Genomic DNA, 21634 nt, shown 5'->3' with positions numbered 1-21634 from the left:
CTTGAATTTGCTGCCAGATATCATCGGTGAGAAGAGTACGTGCCATTGAAAAAATATAGAAATCAAAAGAGCTTAAAGGAGGATTTTAAGTATTTAAAACCAATTTTTCAAATGAGGACACGCCCTAGTCGATGGTGGCTGCCGAGTTTTGCGGTGAGGAGTGTTGCTCCGCAAGATGCCTTCCTTGCGAAGCTTCGCTTCTCATTTGGGCGAAACCAAAGTAACAAATTATTTTCAAGCATTTGATTTATAAAGTTAAGACTCCGTCGTGAACGACTAAAAAGTTAAAGAGTCTACTTCTAAACTCCTTAACTGATCAGCATTACCTCAGATGAGGCTCTTTTTCTGTCTGGTTTAAACCTGCTGCGAACGGCCTGCCTCTAATACAGCAAACAGATCATCGGCAATTGAGGTTCCAAACTGGTCATCAATTTCACGAATACAGGTTGGGCTGGTTACATTAATTTCAGTGACATAATTACCAATCACATCCAGTCCTACAAAAACCAGACCTTTTTCTCTAAGATAAGGGCCTACTTTTGCCGCAATGGCGCGGTCATTTTCAGTCAGTGGACGTGCTTCTCCCAGACCGCCTGCCGCCAGATTGCCGCGCACTTCACCATTTTGTGGAATACGGGCCAAGCAATATGGTACTGGCTCGCCATTAATCATCAGGATACGTTTATCACCTTCGACAATTTCAGGAATATAACGCTGTGCCATAATCGGCTGGGTACCGTTATTGGTCAGCATTTCAATGGTTGAACCAATATTGATGCCATCCTGATACAGGCGGAAAATTCCAGTACCCCCCATGCCATCCAGCGGTTTCACAATCACATCGACCTGTTCTTTGAGAAACTCACGAATCAGGCTTTGCTGCGAAGTCACCAGTGTCGGAACTTGCAGATGCGGGAACTGGGTCGCAAACAGTTTTTCATTACAGTCACGCAGGCTTTGTGGCTTGTTAATAATCCATGCACCTTCGCGTTCTGCCTGCTCCAGAATATAAGTGGTGTAGACAAAATTCATATCAAAAGGTGGATCTTTACGCATCAACACCACATCATAAGCAGCGATGGATTCTTTCTTTTTTTCACCGAGTTCATAATAGTGATCATAGTCTTCAAACACCTGTAGCGGCGCTATCAAACCAAAAGCTTTGCCCTGCTCAATATATAAATCTTGTTGTAATGCATAACCAAGCTCATGCCCACGGCGTGCTGCTGCCCAAAGCATGGCCATGGTCGAGTCTTTCTTCAGGTTTACATTTTCGATGGGATCCATCACAACAAGTACGCGCATGTGTCTCTGCTCTTTTTCAAAAAATGACTTAGCAAGGAGTATAGCTTGTGTGGATTCTTTTGTTTATGGTGATTTTGCATGACTTGTTCTGTATAGATTTTTAGATAAGTACTGAGGCAGATTGAGCTCAAAAGGAGGTTTGCCATGCAACAGGCAATTATCGGTTTTCATTTGGATGAAGAACAGCATTGGGTTGCAGAGCTGGCCTGCGGACATGGCCAGCATGTACGGCATACCCCGCCGTGGCAAAATCGGCCCTGGGTGATGACCGAGCAAGGTCGCAAAGAAAAGTTTGGCATGCTGCTGGACTGTAAAAAATGTGAAAAGTGCGAAACTGAAACCTGAACCTATAAAAGTGTGATGTAGCTGACTAAAAATAATCTCGCACAGGATTTGCTAATTGCAGTCACTGCGTTTATGCTTTTATTGCTCAAACATGCAGCGTTTTTTTCAGGGTGGACTTTGCTCACACGGCTCGTCAAACAAATCTGGTTGGTGATGCTTATGGTTTTTGCCATAGGCTGGAGCAGTGTGTCTGTTGCTTCTGCAACAACCATGCATTTGGTCATGTCGTCTGAACAGATGAGCAGCCATTGTCTGGACATGGTAAAAGCCTCCGCCTCTCATGCTATGCATGAATCTGCGCATAACTCAGATCAAGACCTGACACAGGCTGACTGTTTTCCGGATATGCCACAGCACTCACAAGACTGTCTGGATTGCAGTACGATGGCCTGTCAAAGCCAGATGAGCGGCTTGCAAATTTCGGCCCCTGAACTGACAGTATTCGACCATCATTCTCTAGAAAGAACCCTCCTCCCAACTTATCATGCCAAACACCTTGCCGGTTATTGGCAGGAAATCCTGCGCCCACCCAAAACTTAATCCTGAATATTCAATTTTTTATTAATTAAGGATTAAGTGATGTTAATTAAAATTCCCCAATGCCTATGTCTGGGCATTTGCCTGATGTCATCGTCTGCAGTTTTTGCAGCTGTTAAAGAATATCATCTGGTTATTGATGAAAGTCCGCTCAATCTCACCGGAAAGACGGTCAAACGGATTACCGTAAACGGAAAATTCCCTGCCCCCTTGCTGGAATTCGAAGAAGGTGATGATGCGGTGATTCATGTGCAAAATAACCTGAAGAATCAAGATACCTCGCTGCACTGGCATGGCCTGCTCCTGCCCGGCCTAATGGATGGTGTCCCTGGATTTAATGGTTTTCAGGGTATCAAACCGAAGCAGTCTTTTACTTATCGTTTCAAGGTTCGTCAAAACGGTACCTATTGGTATCATGCGCATTCCAAAGGCCAGGAACAGGACGGCTTATATGGTGCCTTGGTGATTTATCCTAAAGCACAAACACCGATGCCTGAGCATGAAAAAACCGAGCGGGATTATGTGGTGATGCTGTCGGATTTTCATGAACAGGACAGCCAGCAGATTCAGAATAATTTAAAAAAATCGGCTGAATATTATCAGAATCAGCGTGAAACCGTGGGCGATGTACTCCAGCAGGTAAAACGTGACGGTCTCAAGGCCACCTGGTCAGATCGCAAAATGTGGAACCAGATGCGCATGTTGAAAACCGACCTGTCTGATGTCAGCGGTTATACCTTTTTAATCAATGGCAAAACCCCGCAACAGAACTGGAGCGGCCAATTTAAACCGAATGAAAAGGTTCGTCTGCGATTCATTAATGCCTCGGCCATGTCGTTTTTCGATGTACGTATTCCCCAGCTTAAAATGACCGTGGTTAGCGCCGATGGACAAGCTGTACAGCCGGTCGCTGTAGATGAATTCCGTATCGGAACTGCTGAAACGTATGATGTGATTGTGGAACCAACTGCACCTCATTACCAGATTGAAGCCGAATCGATCGACCGTTCAGGCTTTGCCATTGGCAGCTTGCACAATGAGGCTGATCCAGCGACACATCCGATTCAATTACCGACGCCACGTCCACGTGCCTTATTGACCATGGAAGATATGGGACATGGCGAACCGCATGACATGTCTCATACCGCACACAGCAGTCAGACCACGCAATCTGCAACAGATACGCCTAAACATGATGAGCATGCCCAGCACGACATGCACGCAGGTCACAGTGCTATACCCAAGACAAATCCGTCTCATCCACCGGTTGAGGGTTGGGTCAATATGTCTACGCCTGCAGGGCATAAAGCATTGCAATATCAAGACCTCAAAGCCCTGACGCCACAAACCGATACCCGAGCCGCAGAACGTGAACTGGTGATTCGTCTGGGTGGAACCATGGAACGTTATATCTGGACCATCAATGGTAAAAAATTCAGTGATGCCGAACCATTGCAGGTGCAATATGGCGAACGGATCCGTTTGAAATTTATCAATGACAGCATGATGGCGCATCCGATGCATTTACATGGCATGTTTATGCAGTTGGAAAATGGTCAATCTGCTGCACAGATGCCAAATAAACACACCGTGATTGTGCCACCTGGAAAAACGCTCACAACCTTATTAACGGCAGATGAACTGGGAGAATGGGCGATTCACTGCCATCTGCTCTATCACATGAGTGCCGGCATGATGAATAAGCTGATTGTGGCACATGTGAATGACGATCAAGCTTCTCATGCTTCGCCGCAACAAATGCCGTCAAAGCCAGCAGCGGATCAAGGAGAAAGCCATGCACATCACTAAGCTCTTTTTAAAATCGGTATTAAGCAGTGCACTGCTCGTGGCGAGTTTCGGTATATTGGCAGCGGATCATCAGGATCATCAGGATCATCAGGATCATCAGGATCATCAGGATCATCATCCTAGCAAAACCGCAGTACATCACAGCGCTCCTATTGCAGTGCCGGATCTACGCTCACATACCCAACAAGCTCGATCTTTATCTGATCAAGAATCTGTAGGGCACGAAAAACCTGTTGGCGCTACTGCGGAGCATGACCATCGGAAAGAACATGGTGCACAGATTTATAGCCAAGTCATTCTGGACCAGAAATGGCAAATCAATTCAGCTGGAAATGGCGCTTTTAAATCAGAGAATGAAGCCAGAATTGGTACTGATGAAAACAAGGTTTTTCTCAAGCTGCAGGCAGATAAATCTGAATCGAGTCAGGCTGACTATGCGGCCGAAATCCTGTATAGCCGTAATATTTCCGATTTCTGGGATGTACAAACCGGTTTGCGCTACCGTCAGGAAAATATAAGCCAGCATACAGCTTCCCTACAAAATGAACGTTTCGATGCAGTGCTTGGACTGCATGGCCTGGCCCCTTATTTTTTTGAAACCAATGCCTATCTCTATGTCGGTGAAGATGATTTTGTCGGATTCAAACTGGAAACAGAACGTGACCTGTTGCTGACTCAGAAACTGATTATGCAGCCCTTTATTGAACTGGATATCATTTTCAATGATCAAGCTGCGAGTGCGAAAAAATCTGGTCTGAGTCATGCGACATTAGGATTGGAAACCCGTTATGAGATCAGTAAAAAAGTCATGCCTTATCTGCAGGTTGGCTATGAATATAGCAAAGGAAACAAACAGGCTGTCTGGCAGCAGGCATCCGGCTCTGACCGGGTCTGGATCTATGCTTTAGGACTTAAAATGATGTTTTAAGGACGGATTATCATTTTTAAGATAAAAGGTAAGACCACGACGAAGTATGAAAAACCCATTCATACTTCGTCGGCTGTTATTAAATTGACTCAAGAGAAGGAGGCTGTGTATTGTCCAGAGAAAGCATTGCTACTGCCTGCTCTCTGTTTCTATTCCTCACTCTGTTTATCATTACTTTTGGCAATCAAGGTGCCTAACATAATCATAAAGGTGATTACCCCACCAATCACCAGACTCATCAGCCCAATTTCAAGCATAAAGTCAAGATTCCCGACTTCCCGGTGACCCCAAAGGAAATGCAGACTCTTTCCAAAGATAAAGTTGATGGCATAGATAATCAAAAAACTCATTATGGTCGAAATCAGTAAAGTGACGATCAGGTTTTTCCAGATTTTACAGCCGACTAGCAGGATAATAATCGTTAGGCCTACAACTGCAATAATGGAGATTAATAAAACACAATTCCAGTAATCCATGAGACTCACTCTTATTCTGGTTTTAAATTAAAATTAAGAAATTCTTATAGTTAATTTTTCCATGTGTTTTTAATATAGGGGCCTTTGAATAGCTGAACAATGACCAGAACTATCTTAAACAAGCCAGCTACAAATTTACCCAATGTTATAAAATACATTCACTTAGAAAAATATTGCCGCGTACTGGTTCAGTTTGATTAACATAAAGTAACGTAAGTAAAATGTATGTTTGTTGTTTTGCTTGAGTAAATCTTTTATACAGTCAGTCATACTAAAAAAATTGACCAGCACATATTTAAAAAGAAAGATCCACGTATATTTATAAGAAAAATAAATAATAAATATAAAAAACTTGAATATTTGCTGATTTAGGTTATGCTGTACTCAACTAGAAAAAAGTGTTGTTTAGTTAAACTTCTTTAAGTACCGCAGTGTTATTTTATAATCCTCAGTTTTTTCAGATCTTTATTTCAATTCTTGTTGTTTTTCAAAGTTATCCATAGTCATTTCAATGGCTAAAATTATTAAAAATTTGATAGGTTATATTATGTCTACTACAGTTACCGGTACAGTGAAATGGTTTAACGAAACTAAAGGTTTTGGTTTTATTCAACAAGAATCAGGTCCTGACGTTTTTGCTCATTTTAAAGAAATTAGCAGTTCTGGCTTCAAAACATTGTTTGAAGGCCAACGCGTTTCTTTCAGCGTAGTTGAAGGTCAAAAAGGCCCGAACGCGATCAATATCGTTGCGCTATAATTTAGCCCAGCAATAAAAAAAGCACCTTAAGGTGCTTTTTTTGGCTCTAAAGATTAACAATCTTCAAAAGTGATCGGTTGGTGATACTCTCTAAACCTATTCCAGTCATTTAAACCAGTAAATCATCTTATTTATTCTCCCCGCGTCTAAGCCTGTTACATCTGGGCCTGCATGAATCGCTAAAAATGAAAAACCCCCAGCATCCTGCCGGGGGTTTTTCGTGTTGGTTCGCTGGGTATGACTCCTGTCTTACCTTACTTTCCTTGTATTTATCTCTTGTTATTCTTTTATGGAACATCCTGTTCCTGATGAATTCATTATAGGCAATGCAGCAAAGCTGCGTATAGACGCAAACGGCTTGAACTCATGTAAGCAAATGCGTACAGAATCACTGAATATTATTGTCAATTTCCAGTATTTTAAACTGTATTCATCTACATCAAGACTGAAAGTCTTTAATATTAAAAATCTTTGAATTACAGCACTTTGACTTAGTTTTTTAAGTATTCACCCTGTATTTGCATGCTTAATTTCTACATCAATTGAACTTTAAAACAAAAAAGGAAGCTGTAGCTTCCTTTACGATAAGGATCACCGCTTAGATCCCGTATTTAACTCGATAATCTTCCATTTTAGCTAAAGCTTCTTGATCGCCCTTGGTTTCCAGATAGTCCATCAAATCTTTCATGGTAATTAAGGCATGTACAGGAATCTCGAGCTCTTGCTGCACTTCCTGAATGGCTGATAAATCGCCCTGACCTTTTTCCTGACGGTCAAGTGCAACCAAAACACCTGCGATTTGTGCACCGGCATTTTTCAAGATTGTCACGACTTCACGAATCGCTGTTCCTGCCGTGATCACGTCATCAATGATCCAGACTTTTTTACCTGCTACAGAAGCACCGACTAGCACGCCACCCTCGCCATGATCTTTGGCTTCTTTGCGGTTAAAACCCCAAGGCACACTCAACCCATGATTTTGTGATAGCGCCACAGCGGTCGCTGCCACAAAAGGAATACCTTTATATGCAGGACCAAAAACCACTTCCACATGGTCACATGCCGTTAATTTTGCTGCATAGCCAGAAGCCAGCAATGTCAAGGCTTCACCATCATTCAGCAGACCCGCATTAAAAAAATAGGGACTCACACGTCCCGATTTTAAAGTAAACTCACCAAATTTAAGCACACCGCGTGATAATGCGAGTTCGATAAAAGCTTGCGGGTTAAACTGAGCTGGCGTTGGCATGAGGTGCTCCTAAATCCATTAATTAAGGTAAGACTTGCGCATGATACCAAAGAGTAGCTATCCAGGTGATCAAAAAATTCTTCGTGTCGTTTCAATTAATGTCAACGGTTTACGCTCATCGGTGAGCAAAGGCCTATTGGAATGGATGGAACAGTCGGATGCCGATGTGATCTGTATGCAGGAAAGCCGGATCACCCATGTGCAGTGGACCGATAAATTTAAACCGGAAGGCTGGTATACCCATCTATTCCCTGCCGAACGTCCAGGTTATGCCGGTACCGCAATTTATAGCCGCCTGCCCTTCGTCTCTTTAACCGATGGTCTGGGCTTTGAACTGGCAGATTCGCAAGGCCGTTTTATTGCAGCCGAATTTGATTTAGGTTTGGAGCAAACGGCCCATATCTGTTCATTGTATCTACCTTCCGGCTCATCAGGCGATGAAGCACAAGCGCGTAAAGATCACTTTCTGGAAGAATATGCCAAAATCCTGAAACAATGGCGCGATGAAAACAAATCGGTGATTGTCTGCGGTGATTACAACATCGTGCATAAACGGATTGATATTAAAAACTGGTCCGGCAACCAGAAAGCTTCCGGCTGTTTACCACATGAGCGCGCCTGGCTAGATCATATCTATGATGAACTCGGTTATGTCGATACGTTTCGCGAAGTACGCAAAGAAGCAGAACTGTATTCCTGGTGGTCAAACCGCGGACAAGCCCGAGCCAAGAACGTCGGTTGGCGCATTGATTATCAGGCCTGCTCACCAGACTGGAAAGAGCGTACCGTCAATGCCTGGGTGTATAAGGAACAATGGTTTAGCGATCATGCCCCAGTGATCATCGACTACAAACTATAAAAAAATACCTATCAATTGAGTGCACACCTGTTCACTCAATTAAGGCTTATTGCTTACATGACATGACGTATTTTTTGGGTTTATCTCGATGTCATAACAGAGCATTATAGCCTCACGGCACAGGGACATGTCAGGATGACAATATAAGGACAGGACGCCGTAGGAAGAAAATAAAACAAACTAGAACATTTAGCTTGTTTTTCATGGATGTGACAATGGACGTTGAATTGAGACCCGCATGATCAGGATGATTAAATGCGGGTTTTCTATTTCCACTGCCTAAAATTATTATTTTTTTTATTGTTGTTTTTCTTGCTGATCATTTTAAAGCGCATTGATGTCATTTTGATGACGATTCTGCCTCCCTATTTTAAATTGTTTTCTAATCATTCTATTTTGCATGGTCGACTGCTGCGAATTTGGTTAAGCTAGGCCATGATTTAAGATGTGTTAGATGGCGAATATGTTAAAAATTTACGGGATTAAAAACTGCAATTCGATGAAAAAAGCTTTTGACCTACTGACTGAGCTGGGGTTGAGCTATGAATTTCATGACTATAAGAAACAGGGCATCGATGCTGATACCATTAAAGTCTGGCTGAATGCGCTGGGTCAGGATGTGGTATTAAATAAAAAAGGAACCACATGGCGCAAACTGACTGAAGAACAGCAGCAAACGGCGCTGTCCAGTGAAGATGCTTTAATTGCCGCATTAAGCACTCATACCAGTTTAATTAAACGTCCGATCTTGGCCACGCCCACAGGTTTTATTGCCGGTTTTGATGACGCGGCTTATCGCACCCTAAGTAATTAATTATTATCCTAAATAATTCATACAAAAAAGCCTGACAGCAGTCAGGCTTTTATCTTTCTATCGAACTGGATTAGTTTGCACGAACCCAAGTCTGGTTACGGCCTAATGCTGCCACACCAATAAAGCCACGAAGCTCAAGTTTCTTGCCACCATCTGCCAGTTGGCCTTTCAGTTTGTAAGTTTTACCAGATTGCGGATCCAGAATTGAACCACTGTCATAGCTGGTACCACCTGAATTCTTAAGACCTTTCACAATGGTCAAGCCTTTGAGTGACTTGTTCTTGTACGGACCTTCACACTTGGTACAGGCATTTTCTTCACCTGGTGTTAACACAGATTGAATACTTGCTGACAACGTACCGTTCTTTTGTTCAGTAAATTTAACCATGGCCTTAGGCTGCTTGGTTTTATCATCAATGGTTTTCCAAACCGTGCCATTTAAAGGATCTGCGGCATTTGCCAGTACAGATAAGCCTAGTAGTCCTAACATAAGCGCTATTTTTTTCATTTTTCTTCATTTCCTTAGTCTGAAAATAGACCTCTGTAGTATTAAAAAGTCACAACAATTTTTCAATTTTTAGCTGTGACTATTTAGTGTAACCTTGTAAATATGGTTGGTAAATAATCTACATGATCAATAAAAGCACAAAAAGATGGAAGGAAAATGAAGATAAGCCCGTTAACAAAACAATTAATTACAGAAAGCATCTTAAAGACAGTCATTCGTGCCCCGAGCAGATTCAATCTTCCACCGAGTTCAATGCGCATTGCACTGGAGCAGATGTGCAAACTCTTTCCACAAGACAAAACCGTACAAATTCGTTCGCTACGTCTGGCGGGTCTGCGCGCAGAGGAAATTAAGCCGCAGCAAGAGTCGACTCAGCTGATTTTTCATATTCATGGCGGGGCATTTTATTTAGGCTCTTTAAATACCCATCGTGCCTTTATGACTCAAATTGCGGCTCGAACCCAGATGCAGGTACTGCATGTAGATTATCCGCTGTCACCGGAATCTGCCTATCCAGAGGCCTTGGAAGCCTTGTTTGATGTGTATAACTTATTGCTCGATCAAGGCGTTCAGGCCAAAGATATCATCCTGTCCGGTGATTCTTGTGGGGCCAATCTGGCGCTGGCCTTGGCGCTCAAATTACAAAAAGAAAACCTCCCACAAGTGAGTGGTTTGATTCTGTTGTCTCCTTTGCTGGATTTGACCCTGACCAGTGAATCGTTGCGCTATAACCAGAAACATGATGCCCTGCTGTCTCTGGAAACAGTTGAAACTGGCATTGAATATTATGTCCCGCGTGCCATCGATCGGGGTGATCCGGAAGTTTCGCCCTTTTTCGCCGATTTAAGCGGCTTGCCCCCAACTCATATTCAGGTCGGTTCCAAGGAAATTCTACTGGATGATGCCAGTCGTTTTAAGGAAAAAGCCGAACAGGCGGGTGTCGATGTGGAATTTAAACTGTATACCGGCATGTGGCATAACTTTCAGATGTTCAGTGCCTGGTTTGAGGAAGCCCAACAGGCGCTGAGCGATCTGGCAGCCTTCGCGCACCGTCTGGATCGAGATTAATCACTGTTCACCCATATAAAAAAGGCCAGCATAGGCTGACCTTTTGAGTTGTTTTTGGATATTTAGATGGCTTGAACCTGCTGCAATGCCGTCTCTAAGGCTTGTGCCTTGATCGTTTCGCCCATGTTCACGCCTTCCGCACGAATCACTTCAATATCGGTTACGCCGGTAAAGTTAAACACGGTTTTCAAAAAAGCTTCCTGAAAATCGGCAGGACTTTGCTCCCCATAAACTCCGCCACGGCTGCTGGCAATATATACTTTTTTATTGCCAGCCAGACCGACAGGGCCCTGTTCGGTATATTTAAACGTACGTCCCGCCACACAGATCCGGTCAATCCAGGCTTTTAAGGTCGATGGCAAACCGAAGTTATACATGGCCGCGCCAATCACCACGATATCTGCCTGTAAATACTGCTGCAGGATGTCTTCGCCTAATGCAGTCTGTTCTGCATTCTGACCCATTAAAATTTCAGCCGTGAGATGTGGAATCGGCTGTGCAGCAAGATCGAGATATTCAAGCTCGATGGCCTGAGCATGTTTTTGTTGTAACTGACTCACCAACGCCTGAGTCAGCTGACGCGAAATAGAGGCATCGCCTAAAATACTGGAATCAATCTGTAAAACTTTCATGGCTTCGCTCTCATCTATGGGGCTATCTAACTAATGCAGCCATTTTAAGGCTTAGGTTGCATGAAATAATTAGCACAGATAAAACACATCATTCTGAATTTAGAACAAAACCAGCTTTAATATTAGAAATTCCTATTTTGCAGACGCCTTAAATATTGTGGTTTATCAAGCGTTAAAACTTATGTTATCTTATGTAAATAAAGCTATAAACAGTCAATAAATCTTAAAAAGTTGCCATAATAATTTAAGTCAGACCGACAACATGAAGCGAATATCGCCTGTATTACAAAAAATAATCAAACACAGAATCACGAAATATCTGGTCGAAGATGAAGTCGTGATGAACTGGAGTATTCTCAAAAAGTGCATCCTGATGCTAACTTTGGGCTGCGGCGTACATCTGACCTGGCTCGGTTGGGATATCTTTGTTTTATTCAATCCAGAGTATTGGCAATATGTTCAGTTAGAACGGGTTCATACCCAAGTTATCCTGAACAGCAGCTTTTTAGTGATTTTATTGGCACTGATTTATCCCTGTTATAAATTTCAGGGCAATCCTCTGGTGGAACGTTATTTGCCCTATCTGGCAGTCGGTACTTTTGTGATTTCGCTGTGCCGTGATGCCTATGTCGTGGGGGTGATCAGTCCTGTGGCCACCACATCCTATGTCTGTTTAATTATGGTGGGACTGGTGCTGTTTCATCGCAGGCTGGTTTATAGCATGCTGATTCCAGCCTCGCTCTTTTTAGGCGGTTGCGCTTATTTGAGCTTCAGTCAGCAATTGCCTTATTCTCCTTTATTCAACATTCAGGACAAGCATTTTTATAATGCTTTCTGGCTGTTTTCAATGCTGTATTTCATTGTCCCAATTTTAGCTGTATGCATGGTGTTATTTGAAATTTTACTCAGCCAATGGCGTCATCGTGAAGAACTCATCAAGCAGCTCAGTCAGATTGATCCGCTCACCAACCTGTTTAACCGGCGCAGTATCAATCAATGTCTGGATCAGCTCAATGCTACGGCTGTACCCCATTACGCCCTGGTTCTCTTAGACCTGGATCACTTTAAGAAAATTAATGATCTGTATGGTCATCATAAGGGCGATGAAACCTTGGTTGAAGTCAGTGCTGTATTGAGCCAACAGTTACGCGAAAGTGATGTGGTGGGCCGCTTTGGCGGTGAAGAGTTCATTTTGGTGCTGAAAAATACCAGTCTGGAAAAAGCCAAACAAGTAGCAGAACGCTGCCGCAGCGCGATTCAGCAATTACAGATGATGAGTGATGAAGGTGAGCCGATTCCGGTGACTGCCAGTTTCGGAATTGCTATTTCCAAAGCCGAGTTACGCCCACAACAGCTACTCAGTCAGGCCGATCAGGCGCTTTATCAGGCCAAAGCCGGTGGACGTAATCGGGTCAAAGCCTATGCTGAACCGGTGACTGCACAGATGCAGGTTTCTTAAACGGGTTCAGCTTTTTCGATGATTATGAATATTATAGGGTTGAGCTTTGAGCCAGACGTTGCAGCTGGGCCAGCAATTCTGCTTCGCTAAAAGCACCGGTCAAACGTAAACCGCGAATTTCCTGCTGCTGCTCATTCAGAAATAAATAGGTTGGTGGTCCCAGAATTTCCCATTGATTTAACAGCATTTGATGCGAGGCATTGTATTGGCTTAAATCCAGCTTGATCAGGAAATAAGGTGCCAGAGCCTGCTGTACCTGTGCAGATTTTAAAATACGATGTTCAATCGGCTGACAAGCAACACACCAGTCAGCATAGACATCAATCACGATCTTTTGTCCTTGCGGTGCTGTATTCAAAATCTGTTGAAATTCTGCTGCGCTGCGTGCCACATGCCACTGGGCTTCTGTACTGGACTGCTCAACAAAAAACCGCTGACTATGCTGATATTGGCTATAACTGATATAAGGCAGCGCTATCACCAGACACAGGATATATAACCACCTCAAGCCGGTACGATGCCAGAAAATCCGGAACAGTACATAAGCCACAAAGGCCATGCCCAAGCCTAAGGATAACCACTGTAAAGTCGCTTCTGAAATCAGTGGGCGAATAAAATACAGTGCCAGCGCCAGCATGATAAAGGCAAAGAGCACTTTGATCTGATTCATCCAGTGCCCGGCTTTAGGTAGTACTCGTGCACCCAAAATACTGGCCAACAGTAAAGGTGTGCCCATGCCAAAACCGAGGGTAAATAGCAGCAAGGCACCCTGCCACTGGCTTTGGGTCTGGGAAATAAACAAGAGTGCACCCGCCAACGGTGCGGTCATGCATGGCCCGACCAGCAGCGCCGAGATCATGCCCATGACTCCAGCACTGACCAAACTACCGCCCTGCTGCATGGCCTGAGCCCGATCCAGACGCTGAACCAGACGTTGTGGCAGTTTGATTTCAAACAGTCCAAACAGATTCAGGGCAAACAGGACAAACAATACACTAAACGCAATCAGGGTACCGGGTTGCTGCAACCAACGCTGGAAATTCAGGCCGGCCGAAGACGCAATTAAACCCAGCACCGCATAGACCGCGGCCATACTGCTGACAAAAGTCAGGGCGATCATCCAGGCTTTGACACCTTTGCTATCCCGTACAATCAGCGAGGTCAGGATCGGCAGCATCGGCAAGGAACATGGGGTAAAAGCCAGCAAGATTCCTAAGCCAAAGAACAGTAACAGTCCATAACCCAAAGAGCGTTCAAGCAATTGAGCTGACCATTTTTGGTCTTGTGCCGCACCGACTGCGGGTTGCCCGCTAGAGGTTGCAGAAAATGCATCTGCTGTAGATTCTGAGGAATCCGCTGTATTAAACAGGGTATTGTGTTGCAGTGATGACCCGTTTAGATCAAGTAAGCGCTTGCTTCCTGGGCCGGCAGCTTCAAATTGCACCAGACCAGACAGATCTGTCTTGAACTGAATACTTTGCGGCGGATAACAGATTCGGTCTTTGGCACAGCCCTGCCAGCTCACCTGATAGGACTGGTTGGCCTGCGTCGGAATCTGAAACTTTAACTGCTGATAATACACCTGGGTATGCCCATAGTTGTCATCATACAGATCTTTAGCAGGCGGTAATTCAAGCAATACAGGCTGATTGCCCTGCCGCACTTCAATTTTATGCTGATACAGATAATAGTTATCCGGAATCTGCCAGCTCAGTTCAGCCTGTTGCTGACTGGTAGAAATCACATGAACAGGAAAAGCCTGCTCGGCAGACAAGAGCGCTGTTTCGGCCTGAGCTGGACTGCTAAACACGAAGCTTCCCAAGATGACCGGGGCAAGTATTTTGCCCCAGCTCTGAAATTGCGAGTTTCTGATCATCACGAAACTGGAGTGTCCTAGAATAAGAAGGATACGCCTAAACCTGAAAAGTAGCTTCGCTCTGCACCGTCCAGATCAACTCCCACACTGGCATCCAGCTGAACCCGGTCATTAAGTGCATACATTACCCCAGTGCCAAGCGCGTATTCATTATCGATGCTTTCAGCTTTACGGTAAATCAGTTCCGAATAGCCTGACCAGCGATCGGTGATCTGGTAGCCGATCGATGGAATCGCAGCTATGGCCCAATTGCTGTCCTGCCATTCATAACGCATAGTCAATGCGGTACTGACCAAGTCATTATATTGGTACGATACGACAGAACCCAGGCTGTAAATATCTTCTTCATTACTGAAACCGGCATTGCCTGTCGCAATAACTGCTTCGGCCAGCAAGGCCAGACTCAGTTTGTCATCATCCAGATCAATGGCTTTTTTCAGACCAATACTGACATCGCCCAGACCATCATTTTCATTCGTCTGACCGTTGGATTTGACTTGTGACCAGACAGGGCCTTCCCAGCCCAGACGCAACTCCAGACCATCACTAAGTCCGGTACGTAACAACATATCTGCATTCAGTGTCGTTACCGTTTTCTCGCCCGACTTGCTGTAGCGGGCTGTGGGCAAACCTTGCTCCCAGGCAACATTTCCGACCGGGGTAATGCCTGTACTCAGACCTTCACCTGGTCGATCAAATTCAAAATCTGCTGCGAAAAGTGATGCACTGCAACCAGTCAGTGCAATTAAACCCAAAGTTTTTAATATTGTCATCTTGGTGCTCTTTATTAAAATTTAACCCAGTTCTTTGCTCATTTTTGCGCCATGACTACGCAGGAGTTCTAGCGTCTGTTTTTCTTCATCCAAGGCTTCTGACCAGTTAATTTCATCAAAATCACAATCGAAGAACAGGTCACTGATCGAAGATAAAATGGTCATGCCATCTTCATCTTTGCTATTTGGATCAACTTTTTCATCGAGTAAACGCTGCACGGCAGGTGCACATGCGGCACTTGCAGCATCCCATAATGGGCCATAAATTTCTTCTGCATCCCAGAGATGCAAATTCACTTTGGCCTGGATCAATTCTTCCAGAATTTGTAAATGTACAGCCAATCTTGCCTGTTTTTCTTCAGCTGAAAGTGGGGTGCCGGCTTCATATAACTCGCATACCTCTTCCCACCATTTAAATAAACCATCTGACCAGACCGAAATTACCGGGCCTTTGTCATGATCAATAAAATTTGGATTGAGTCCATCTGCCAAAAGCTGCTTTACCTGATCCAGATTTAATTCTTCGAGTGCTTGCACAAAAAGCTGTTGTTGCGCAGTTAACATGATGGAGCTCACTTTCATTCGTTTTCGACTATTATGCCGAATAACGTGCGGCTTTGTTGCGCTTCTCACTATTATATTTTTATTTCATACAAAAAAAGCCCCGCAGGGCTTTTTAAAATCGGTCAGCATTACTCGTCAATCTCTGCTGCAGTATCTGTATCTGCCAGTGCTAAGGCACCAGGACGAACATTGTCTTTTTTCTCAATCACATGTTCCAGACTGCGTTTTAGCCGGTCAATCGCACCACGAATGGCAGTATCCACATTGTGAGCGCGATGATTGACGACCACGGGTTTTAACCCTGCAGGACGCGCTTCTATCATGCAGCGAATATCATCATCACCGCCTTTGGCGCCATTTTCATCACTGAGATGGACTGAAAAATGAGTAATACGCTCGCTATGGCGCTGGAATTCTTGATTTAATTCTTCACGTACATAATCAATTAAACGCTCGCTATTCTGAATGTGTTTATCTGTACGAAGTTCAATATTCATAAATTACCATCCTCAATCTTTGTAACTTTTTGAGTGCAAAAATTTTTATCTTGGCACGTTTGTAGCTTGCTGTTTCGCATCGCATTTCACTTCTTCAAATGATTGGAATTACACCCTCCACTTTGAATGATGAACACATTTTTGAGTCTGCAGAACCGTGTCCTTATATCTCGAATATCAGCCCTATCTTGAAAATATGCAAGTCCTATTTTGGCTTTTTAGCAAAAGAATAATGGATTGTGACAACTGTTTACTCAGCTCAAAAATGCAGGATTTTTCAAACGGCAATTGCGCAACTCTTCACACGATTTAATTTGAAATTTTTTTTGGCCAGACCGATAAATCGCTTAAATAACACTCGACCAGGAAACCTAAAAAAGGAGGAATTAAAAGTATTTTTTTATGGAAATTAGCTCACTTTTACCTAATAATTTATCTTATAAGATCAGCTCCTAGTCAGCCTTACAGTCCTGAAGAGATCATATGCTTTATCATTGTTTAGTTGCTTGTGCAGAACCAGGAAAAATACTCTTTCTTCATTCGAAAATAACAACTTGAAAAAATGATTTTCAATTGAAATATAAGACCGCTCAATCTCACTTGAAGAGACTGAGAACAGGCTTATAAAACGACCGTCATTTGAGATTTTAAAAGTAGCTTTATTACACAAACAGAACAAAGCTATTCAGTCTCAGGCTCAAATTAATTGCTAAAAATCCGCATATTCCCCCTATTTTTATTGGTTTTCTAAACTCATCATCCTGGATTGAAGTGATTTTATATTTTTAGTTATACATTCAGTCTTTTAAGGCGCTACATATTCAACTTTATTTAAAAAATAATGCTTTAGAAAATCATCAGCGAAAGACAATGAAAAATTAGGAAGGTGATCGTCTTTATTCAACTCTTATGAGGGCTGAAATATATTTAAGTCAGCGATCACTTTTAACTTTATTTTTACTTATTAATCTGTATGCTTATTCTGCTTTCTCGGGGGGATAGATTTAAATGAAATTTACACAACTTGCGGCACTTTGTGCATTGGCTTCAACTGCTGTATTTGCTCAAGCAAAACCAGTTTGGCAGGACTTTAGCGTTACAGGTCTTTATGGTGAAAACTATGAAGTTGTAGACGATCAGCAAACTACTTTAACTGTTGAATATGCTGCAAAAGTTAAATATGCAGATGTATTCTTCTTTATGGATCGTCTGCGCGGTGGCGATGATGTTAAAAGTACGTACTTTGAGTTATCACCACGTTTAAGCTTAAGCGAAGTTACAGGCCAAAAACTTGCCTTTGGTTTAGTGAAAGATGTGCTTATTTCAACAACATGGGAAGGTTCAGATAATGCTGATAACTTCCTATATGGCGTGGGCTTTGACCTTGATATCCCATACTTTCAATATGCAAGCTTAAATCTTTATCGTGCAAACAATGAAAAAGTGTTTGGCAATAAAGACGATTATCAAATGACGCTTACCTATGGTGTGCCATTTAAACTGGGTGCTGAAGATTTTCTTGTAGATGGCTTCCTTGATTGGTCAACTGCTGAAAAAGACGCTCAAGCAAGCGAGTTAAACTGGACTACACAGTGGAAATGGAATGCGGGCAAACACATTTCTCCAGATACCCGTTTATACCTCGGTGTTGAACATTCAGTGTGGAACAATAAGTTTGGTCTTAAAAATCAAGACGAAAACAATGTCAGCGCACTTGTGAAATATCATTTCTAATTGATGTATGATCGAAAGCAGAACTCCGGTTCTGCTTTTTTTTAAACTGTGATTTCAGCTCACCTCTACTAGAACAAGAATATGCCTGATTTTGATATTCGACCTGCGACCGAACATGATCTTGAAACCATCCTCGAGATTTATAATCAGGAAGTACTCTATGGTACTGCGACCTGGAACAGAACAGCCTTTGATTTGAACTATTTCAAAATCTGGTTTAAGCAGCTTAAAAATCAGAATTTTCCGGTTTTTGTGGTTGAAGATACTCAAAATCAGGTCGTTGCTGGCTATGCCTGTTATGATCAGTTTCGTAGTATTCAGGGCTTTCAACAGACGGTGGAACATTCCATCTTTTTAAACCCGGATTATGCAGGACAAGGTCTAGGTTCTAGCTTATTAAAGCATTTAATTGAAGAGGCTCAAGCACAGCAATTGCATATCATGGTCGCAGCGATTGATTCAGAAAATATCTCATCGATTCGCCTGCATGAAAAACTGGGCTTTGTGCAAAGTGCTTATATGCCGCAAGTTGGACAAAAGTTTGGTCAATGGCGCGATCTGGTGCTATTACAACTGAATTTGGAGCAGGCCGAAGTAACGGCTCTTTAAATCTCCTGTTATTTAGACCGGCTTCTCTTTTATTAAACTGGTATCGAAACAGACACTCTATTTACTTCCAAAGCTGGCTATGTTTTATTCAGATCAAAGCCGTCCAGAGTAAAACAATGTATAAATCTCTATGTTGTATTGGTATTTTAACTTTAAGTACACTAACTTTTGCCGATTCAGATTTTGAAAAAGAACTTCGTACAGGCTGCAGCAAAGTGAAGAGCTACGCCAATAATGGCAAAAAATTCTATGATCAAAAACACTATCAACAGGCCATAGCACAATTTAAGCAACAAGCTGCCTGGTCATCTTTTTGTGAAATGAACCGGGATGAAGCTAAAACCTCTTTCTCTGAACAAGCCATTACAACAGCATTTAATAATGTGGGTTTAAGCTATAGCAAACTTGGCAAGCCTCAATGGGCACGTGCCTGGTTCTCCGTTTACCCCGATGCTAAAAGTAGTCAGTTTAATTTAAAACAGCTTCCTCCACCTAAAAAGGACACTCAACTTGCAGGTACTTATGTACAGCATGCCGGTTTTGGTGCCTGGAGTACGCTGAAAATTGTCAAACAGCAGCAACATTATGCGATCGAATATGAAGGTCTCTATATGGGCTTACGCAGTTTGATTTATGGACCAAATCTAGGTGGATTTAATACCACGATGCCACTGAATAAAACACAGGTACAATATCGCTCTGAAGACTGCAAAATCGATATCTCTTTCGGCTTTGATGCCAAACTCGGAAGTCGTGCAGTGCTTAAGCAAAATAGTGGTGATTCAGGTTGTGGCTTTGGGCATAATGTTTCAGCGGCAGGAGTTTTCTTAAAAGTAGAGAATTAATCGGTTTCAGATATAAAAATATCAGCACTCAGATCGAAAAAATAGGGCTTAGATTCAAGCCAGTAAAAAGCCCGCAGTTGCGGGCTCTTGATCTAAAAAAGAGTGCTATTACACAATAATATCTGCCAGATTGCCTTTTTGCTCTAACCATTCCTTACGGTCACTGGCACGTTTTTTCGCAAGTAACTTATCCAGTAAACCTGCGGTAAAATGACTATCATCCAAATCTAGCTGCACCAAACGGCGTGTATTTGGATCTAAGGTCGTTTCACGTAACTGGCTGGCATTCATCTCGCCCAGACCTTTGAATCGGGTAATTTGCGGATTTTTGCTTTTGCATTTTTTCAAAATACCATTGAGCTCGTCATCATCCAGGGCATAGTGCACGTCTTTGTTGTCATCAATCCGATACAAGGGCGGCATGGCAACGAATAAATGCCCTTCTTCCACCAAGGTCGGGAAATGCTTGACGAACAGGGCACAGAGCAAAGTTGCAATATGCAGACCGTCGGAATCGGCATCGGCCAGAATACAGATTTTGCCATAACGTAGTTCTGACAGGTCATCTGAACCCGGATCGACCCCGATCGCAATCGCGATGTTATGCACTTCTTGCGATGCCAAAACTTCATCCGAAGAGACTTCCCAAGTGTTTAGAATTTTACCGCGAATGGGCATAATCGCCTGGAAGTTTTTATCACGCGCCTGTTTGGCAGAACCACCCGCAGAATCGCCTTCCACAATAAACAGTTCCGACTGATCCAGATCATGTCCAACACAGTCGGATAATTTACCCGGCAAGGTTGGACCGGCCACAATTTTTTTACGTTCTACTTTTTTCGCGGCTTTTAAACGGCGACCCGCTTTGGAAATGGCCATTTCAGCCAGTTGCATCGCGATATCAGAATTCTGGTTTAGCCAAAGTGCAAATGCATCTTTGGCAATATTCTGCACCGTACCTGAGGCTTCACGACTCGACAGACGCTCTTTGGTTTGTCCCGAGAACTGCGGCTCCTGGAATTTCAGCGACAGAATATAGTTGACACCATCCCAGACATCTTCCGCAGAGAGTTTCATATTACGCGGCAACAGATTACGCAGCTCACAGAATTCACGCATGGCATCGGTCACGCCTGAACGTAAACCATTGACATGGGTACCGCCCTGCGCGGTCGGAATCAGGTTGACATAGGACTCCTGAATGCTATCGCCGCCTTCTACATTCCAGCAAATCGCAAACTCGGCACTGGCACGCTCAGCGTCACCTGTTGCAACAAAAGCCGGTGCAGGAATGATTTCACGATCCTCAAGCTCATCCATCAAATAGTCGACCAGACCATTTTCAAACTGCCAGCTGATCTTTTCGTCATTGATCTGGTCAACATAATTGATCTGTAAGCCCGCAGCCAAAACCGCTTTGGCTTTGAGATTATGCTTTAAAGCTTTTAAGGCAAATTTGGGTGAATCGAAGTATTTGGTTTCAGGCCAGAAATGTACCGTAGTTCCCGAGGCACGTTTAGGCGCCTTGCCTGCCAGCACTTCAAGAGGTGCAACCGGCTCACCATTTTCAAAGGCCATTTTATACAGGTTGCCCTGACGCTGAACTTCAACTTCTACACGGGTCGAAAGTGCATTAACGACTGAAATCCCCACGCCATGCAAACCACCGGAAAACTGGTAGTTATCGGTGCTGAACTTACCACCGGCATGCAGTTTGGTCATGATGATTTCAATACCACTTTGACCATATTCGGGATGAATATCGACTGGCATACCACGACCGTTATCTTCGACAGATAATGAACCATCTTTACAGACCGTGACGGTAATCTTGTTGGCATGTCCGGCCAAGGCCTCATCGACAGCATTATCAATCACTTCCTGCGCCAGATGGTTCGGACGAGAGGTATCGGTATACATGCCCGGACGACGACGTACCGGATCCAGACCAGATAAAACTTCAAGAGATTGAGCCGTATATTGAGACACG

At 43.4% G+C, this 21634-nt stretch carries 22 protein-coding genes; 12 read left to right on the top strand and 10 right to left on the bottom strand.

What is annotated here, in order from left to right; genetic code table 11:
- Positions 1-354: 354 nt before the first annotated feature.
- On the bottom strand, positions 355-1305 hold the full coding sequence (gene gshB, locus FTU44_RS11525; RefSeq protein ID WP_005095009.1) for a glutathione synthase: 951 nt from the start codon (positions 1303-1305) through the stop codon (positions 355-357).
- Positions 1306-1449: 144 nt separating this feature from the next.
- Between gshB and FTU44_RS11520 the strand changes: the two genes are divergently transcribed.
- From FTU44_RS11520 to FTU44_RS11505, 4 genes are all read left to right on the top strand, one after another.
- Entirely contained in the window at positions 1450-1650 is a 201-nt protein-coding gene (locus FTU44_RS11520; RefSeq protein WP_180050785.1) for a DUF3565 domain-containing protein, read from the top strand.
- 159 nt (positions 1651-1809) lie between these two features.
- Positions 1810-2190 carry a hypothetical protein gene (locus tag FTU44_RS11515; protein WP_257226491.1) on the top strand — a complete coding sequence of 127 codons (381 nt, stop codon included), beginning with the start codon at positions 1810-1812 and terminating at the stop codon, positions 2188-2190.
- A gap of 39 nt (positions 2191-2229) precedes the next feature.
- Positions 2230-3996 carry a copper resistance system multicopper oxidase gene (locus tag FTU44_RS11510; protein ID WP_180050779.1) on the top strand — a complete coding sequence of 589 codons (1767 nt, stop codon included), beginning with the start codon at positions 2230-2232 and terminating at the stop codon, positions 3994-3996.
- Positions 3983-4924: a copper resistance protein B gene (locus FTU44_RS11505; RefSeq protein ID WP_005173270.1), complete on the top strand. Its 942-nt coding sequence runs from the start codon at positions 3983-3985 to the stop codon at positions 4922-4924. The genes FTU44_RS11510 and FTU44_RS11505 overlap by 14 nt, the downstream gene beginning before the upstream one ends.
- Positions 4925-5073: 149 nt before the next feature.
- Here the strand turns inward: FTU44_RS11505 and FTU44_RS11500 are convergent, their stop codons facing one another.
- Entirely contained in the window at positions 5074-5400 is a 327-nt protein-coding gene (locus tag FTU44_RS11500) for a hypothetical protein (RefSeq protein ID WP_005095001.1), read from the bottom strand.
- Positions 5401-5947: 547 nt separating this feature from the next.
- Here FTU44_RS11500 and FTU44_RS11495 point away from each other — a divergent pair.
- On the top strand, positions 5948-6157 hold the full coding sequence (locus tag FTU44_RS11495) for a cold-shock protein (RefSeq protein ID WP_005094999.1): 210 nt from the start codon (positions 5948-5950) through the stop codon (positions 6155-6157).
- Positions 6158-6755: 598 nt separating this feature from the next.
- Here FTU44_RS11495 and pyrE read toward each other — a convergent pair.
- On the bottom strand, positions 6756-7406 hold the full coding sequence (gene pyrE, locus FTU44_RS11490) for an orotate phosphoribosyltransferase (protein ID WP_180050777.1): 651 nt from the start codon (positions 7404-7406) through the stop codon (positions 6756-6758).
- A 40-nt stretch (positions 7407-7446) separates the two neighbouring features.
- On the opposite strand from pyrE, the gene FTU44_RS11485 reads away from it, so the two are divergent.
- Complete coding sequence (locus FTU44_RS11485) at positions 7447-8265, top strand: exodeoxyribonuclease III (protein ID WP_005094995.1); 819 nt, start codon at positions 7447-7449, stop codon at positions 8263-8265.
- Positions 8266-8728: 463 nt separating this feature from the next.
- Positions 8729-9079 (top strand): Spx/MgsR family RNA polymerase-binding regulatory protein, encoded by a 351-nt coding sequence (locus FTU44_RS11480; protein WP_034609159.1) that lies wholly within the window; start codon positions 8729-8731, stop codon positions 9077-9079.
- Between the two features lie 70 nt (positions 9080-9149).
- Here the strand turns inward: FTU44_RS11480 and FTU44_RS11475 are convergent, their stop codons facing one another.
- Entirely contained in the window at positions 9150-9587 is a 438-nt protein-coding gene (locus FTU44_RS11475; protein WP_005173279.1) for a DUF2147 domain-containing protein, read from the bottom strand.
- A gap of 156 nt (positions 9588-9743) precedes the next feature.
- Here FTU44_RS11475 and FTU44_RS11470 point away from each other — a divergent pair, with 156 nt between their 5' ends.
- Positions 9744-10655 carry an alpha/beta hydrolase gene (locus FTU44_RS11470; RefSeq protein WP_005173280.1) on the top strand — a complete coding sequence of 304 codons (912 nt, stop codon included), beginning with the start codon at positions 9744-9746 and terminating at the stop codon, positions 10653-10655.
- Positions 10656-10717: 62 nt separating this feature from the next.
- Here FTU44_RS11470 and FTU44_RS11465 read toward each other — a convergent pair whose 3' ends face one another.
- On the bottom strand, positions 10718-11287 hold the full coding sequence (locus FTU44_RS11465) for an FMN-dependent NADH-azoreductase (RefSeq protein WP_005094985.1): 570 nt from the start codon (positions 11285-11287) through the stop codon (positions 10718-10720).
- A gap of 262 nt (positions 11288-11549) precedes the next feature.
- On the opposite strand from FTU44_RS11465, the gene FTU44_RS11460 reads away from it, so the two are divergent.
- On the top strand, positions 11550-12746 hold the full coding sequence (locus FTU44_RS11460) for a GGDEF domain-containing protein (protein ID WP_100356988.1): 1197 nt from the start codon (positions 11550-11552) through the stop codon (positions 12744-12746).
- A gap of 31 nt (positions 12747-12777) precedes the next feature.
- On the opposite strand, the gene dsbD is transcribed toward FTU44_RS11460, so the two are convergent.
- The 4 genes from dsbD to FTU44_RS11440 all read right to left on the bottom strand — a co-directional run bounded on the left by dsbD (position 12778) and on the right by FTU44_RS11440 (position 16456).
- Complete coding sequence (gene dsbD / locus FTU44_RS11455) at positions 12778-14619, bottom strand: protein-disulfide reductase DsbD (protein ID WP_180050788.1); 1842 nt, start codon at positions 14617-14619, stop codon at positions 12778-12780.
- A 20-nt stretch (positions 14620-14639) separates the two neighbouring features.
- A complete protein-coding gene (locus FTU44_RS11450; RefSeq protein WP_159516498.1) occupies positions 14640-15395 on the bottom strand; it encodes a transporter in 756 nt (251 codons plus the stop codon).
- Between the two features lie 21 nt (positions 15396-15416).
- Positions 15417-15959 carry a hypothetical protein gene (locus FTU44_RS11445; RefSeq protein ID WP_005094976.1) on the bottom strand — a complete coding sequence of 181 codons (543 nt, stop codon included), beginning with the start codon at positions 15957-15959 and terminating at the stop codon, positions 15417-15419.
- 128 nt (positions 15960-16087) lie between these two features.
- Positions 16088-16456 (bottom strand): HPF/RaiA family ribosome-associated protein, encoded by a 369-nt coding sequence (locus FTU44_RS11440; RefSeq protein WP_005094974.1) that lies wholly within the window; start codon positions 16454-16456, stop codon positions 16088-16090.
- A 1008-nt stretch (positions 16457-17464) separates the two neighbouring features.
- Here FTU44_RS11440 and FTU44_RS11435 point away from each other — a divergent pair.
- The 3 genes from FTU44_RS11435 to FTU44_RS11425 all read left to right on the top strand — a co-directional run bounded on the left by FTU44_RS11435 (position 17465) and on the right by FTU44_RS11425 (position 19644).
- Positions 17465-18190: an outer membrane protein OmpK gene (locus tag FTU44_RS11435; protein WP_159138395.1), complete on the top strand. Its 726-nt coding sequence runs from the start codon at positions 17465-17467 to the stop codon at positions 18188-18190.
- Positions 18191-18271: 81 nt separating this feature from the next.
- Entirely contained in the window at positions 18272-18799 is a 528-nt protein-coding gene (locus FTU44_RS11430) for a GNAT family N-acetyltransferase (RefSeq protein ID WP_180050774.1), read from the top strand.
- Positions 18800-18915: 116 nt separating this feature from the next.
- Positions 18916-19644 (top strand): hypothetical protein, encoded by a 729-nt coding sequence (locus FTU44_RS11425; RefSeq protein ID WP_180050771.1) that lies wholly within the window; start codon positions 18916-18918, stop codon positions 19642-19644.
- 108 nt (positions 19645-19752) lie between these two features.
- Here FTU44_RS11425 and parE read toward each other — a convergent pair whose 3' ends face one another.
- Entirely contained in the window at positions 19753-21633 is a 1881-nt protein-coding gene (gene parE / locus FTU44_RS11420; RefSeq protein WP_005094965.1) for a DNA topoisomerase IV subunit B, read from the bottom strand.
- Position 21634: the final 1 nt, after the last annotated feature.

Source organism: Acinetobacter sp. YH12105 (assembly GCF_013419095.1).
Classification (GTDB): domain Bacteria; phylum Pseudomonadota; class Gammaproteobacteria; order Pseudomonadales; family Moraxellaceae; genus Acinetobacter; species Acinetobacter pseudolwoffii.
This window is presented reverse-complemented; position numbering and strand designations above follow the sequence as displayed.